General features: G+C 51.5%; 3 protein-coding genes and 1 pseudogene. All 4 read right to left on the reverse strand.

The window, feature by feature from the left end; translation table 11 throughout:
- Nucleotides 1-123 precede the first annotated feature (123 nt).
- Nucleotides 124-243, reverse strand: a pseudogene (locus LKE13_RS18540) (IS6 family transposase); the annotation flags it as partial.
- A gap of 127 nt (nt 244-370) precedes the next feature.
- Complete coding sequence (locus LKE13_RS18545; protein ID WP_227953316.1) at nt 371-1,081, reverse strand: IS6 family transposase; 711 nt, start codon at nt 1,079-1,081, stop codon at nt 371-373.
- Nucleotides 1,082-1,265: 184 nt separating this feature from the next.
- Nucleotides 1,266-1,973: an ABC transporter ATP-binding protein gene (locus tag LKE13_RS18550; RefSeq protein ID WP_227953318.1), complete on the reverse strand. Its 708-nt coding sequence runs from the start codon at nt 1,971-1,973 to the stop codon at nt 1,266-1,268.
- Between the two features lie 2 nt (nt 1,974-1,975).
- On the reverse strand, nt 1,976-2,438 hold a 463-nt coding region (locus tag LKE13_RS18555), incomplete at its 5' end, for an ABC transporter permease (RefSeq protein WP_227953320.1).

A 2,438-nucleotide genomic window follows, 5' to 3' on the forward strand; every position in this document is an offset into this window, starting at 1 on the left:
CACCGCCAAGCGGATGATCTCGGGCGATGTCTTGAAATAGCGGAATGGATTATGATTTTTCATTCCAGAATTTTATGGAATAGCTAAGATATGGTCAAAGCCCAATTTTCCTCTGACAGTGCCTTCATGAAGAAGGTCTTCAACATTGCGAAGCGAAAGGGGAAATCGAACATACATCATCACCGCCAGGCGGATGATCTCGGGAGACGTCTTGAAATAGCGAAACGGGTTCTGTTTTGTCATGCTCGAAAGCTAGTCGACGACCAAATGGCCATCAAGCCATTTTCTTCTGACAAAGCCTTGCGAAGGTGCTGTCAGACTAATGCGACCGAGTCTCTGTATGGCGTAAAGTGGCATAACGGTGCCCCTACTATGCCGCACAAAGTTGCCGCCACTCGACCAGTGCGACATTTCTCTGAAGCTTGAATTCTTCTCGGCTGGCTAAGTGGCGTTCATGGTTGAAGTGGTTATGGACGGATGCGTGGATTGAGACGAATTTCTGTAAACTTCGAAGGCGCTTGAATTTCTGCATAGCCCGCTCTCTTCGCCGGAACGGGAGATGGGAGTTCTCACAGCGATTGTTTTTCCAACGGCCTGTTTCTTGTGATGACTCATTTCCAATCAAGTTCATTGCGGCACGATACGAACGTAATCTGTCTGTGACAATGACACGAGGTTTCCCATACCGTTTCATGATTTTCTTCAGGAAAACCATTGCTGCCTTGCGGTCGCGTCGCTTGGATACAAAGGCTTCCAGAACCTCACCCTCGTGGTCAACGGCACGCCACAGATAATGAGTTTCTCCGTTTATCTTCACAAATACTTCGTCCAGGTGCCATCGCCAGTTGGAATGATTCCGGGAAGAAGGATGAAGTCGTTTCTTACGGATCTCGCGCGCAAACAGGGGACCAAATCTATTCCACCAATAGCGGACTGTTTCATGGCAGATATCGATGCCGCGTTCATGAAGAAGGTCTTCAACATTGCGAAGCGAAAGGGGAAATCGAACATACATCATCACCGCCAGGCGGATGATCTCGGGAGACGTCTTGAAATAGCGAAACGGGTTCTGTTTTGTCATGCTCGAAAGCTAGTCGACGACCAAATGGCCATCAAGCCATTTTCTTCTGACAAAGCCTTTGAAATAGCGAAACGGGTTCTGTTTAATCATGCTCGAAAGCTAATTGACGAACAAATTCTCATCAAGATACTTTCTTCTGACAGTACCATCTTCTGACAAAAAATCTTAAAACCCGGGTATTAGGTCATATGTCCTGATCATCCAGCCGTCCATCCCGTAAATGAAAGATAAGGTCGAAGCGGTTGAAGATTTTCTCATCATGCGTGACGGCAAGGATTGCCGCCTCTTGCTCGACGGCTACTTTACGCAACAGGTCCATTACGATCCCCGCCCGTTCGGAATCGAGCGCCGCTGTAGGCTCATCGGCAAGAATAATCCGGGGGCGGTTGGCAAGCGCGCGGGCAATTGCCACCCGCTGCGCCTCACCACCGGACAGATTGGCAGGCATCGCGTCCTTGCGGTGCCCGACTTCCAAATACTCAAGCAACTCAATCGCCCTCCGCTTCGATTCATCTTTGTCGAACCCGGCAAGGCTGAGAACCACAGCAATATTGTCAGTGCTGCTGAGAAAGGGGAGTAGGTTATGGAACTGAAAAATAAATCCTATTTTCTCCAATCTGAGCTTGCGCAAGTCCGATCGCAGCCAATGCCCGTCATAAACGACTTCCCCGTCCAGGCTGACCCAGCCGTTACTGGGCTCGGTGATACAACCGATGACGTTCAGAAGCGTTGTTTTCCCCGATCCGCTGGGACCAAGCAGCGCCACCACCTCGCCGGGATGGACCTTCAGGCTGATATCGCGCAAGGCATCGACACGGGTCTCCCCTTCGCCAAAATGCTTGGAGACATTCTGCACATGGACAAGTGGGATTTCACCAAGTGCGTTGCTCATTGTTATCCCCCTATTGCCGTTGCCGGATCGATTTTGAGCGCCAGCCGCACACCAAGTGCACTGGAAAGGACGCAGACGAGTATTACCGCCGCCGCCAGCGCGAGCCCATCTTCGGGCTGAAGTACGACGCGGCGCGGAAAATAGTCTTTGATGCTCGTGATCAATATAGCGCCGAACCCGAAGCCGATCGTTCCCATCGCCAGTGCTTGCTGCAGGATTAGGCCAACAATGGTGCGATCCGGCGCACCAATCAGCTTGAGGGTGGCGATTTCCCGCAGTTTGTCCATAGTCATCGTGTAGAGGATTAGCGCGATAATGACGGCAGAGACAATCAGCAATAATCCCGTAAACAGCCCGATCTGCTTGCGCGCGCGTTCAACGACGGACTGCGTCAGGATAAGCTCCTGCTCGGTCTGGCTCATAGCGGCAAGATGCTTCCAGCGCCGCGCCGCTTCCGCCACACTT

The sequence above is a fragment of the Sneathiella sp. HT1-7 genome (assembly GCF_020731145.1).
GTDB lineage: Bacteria > Pseudomonadota > Alphaproteobacteria > Sneathiellales > Sneathiellaceae > Sneathiella.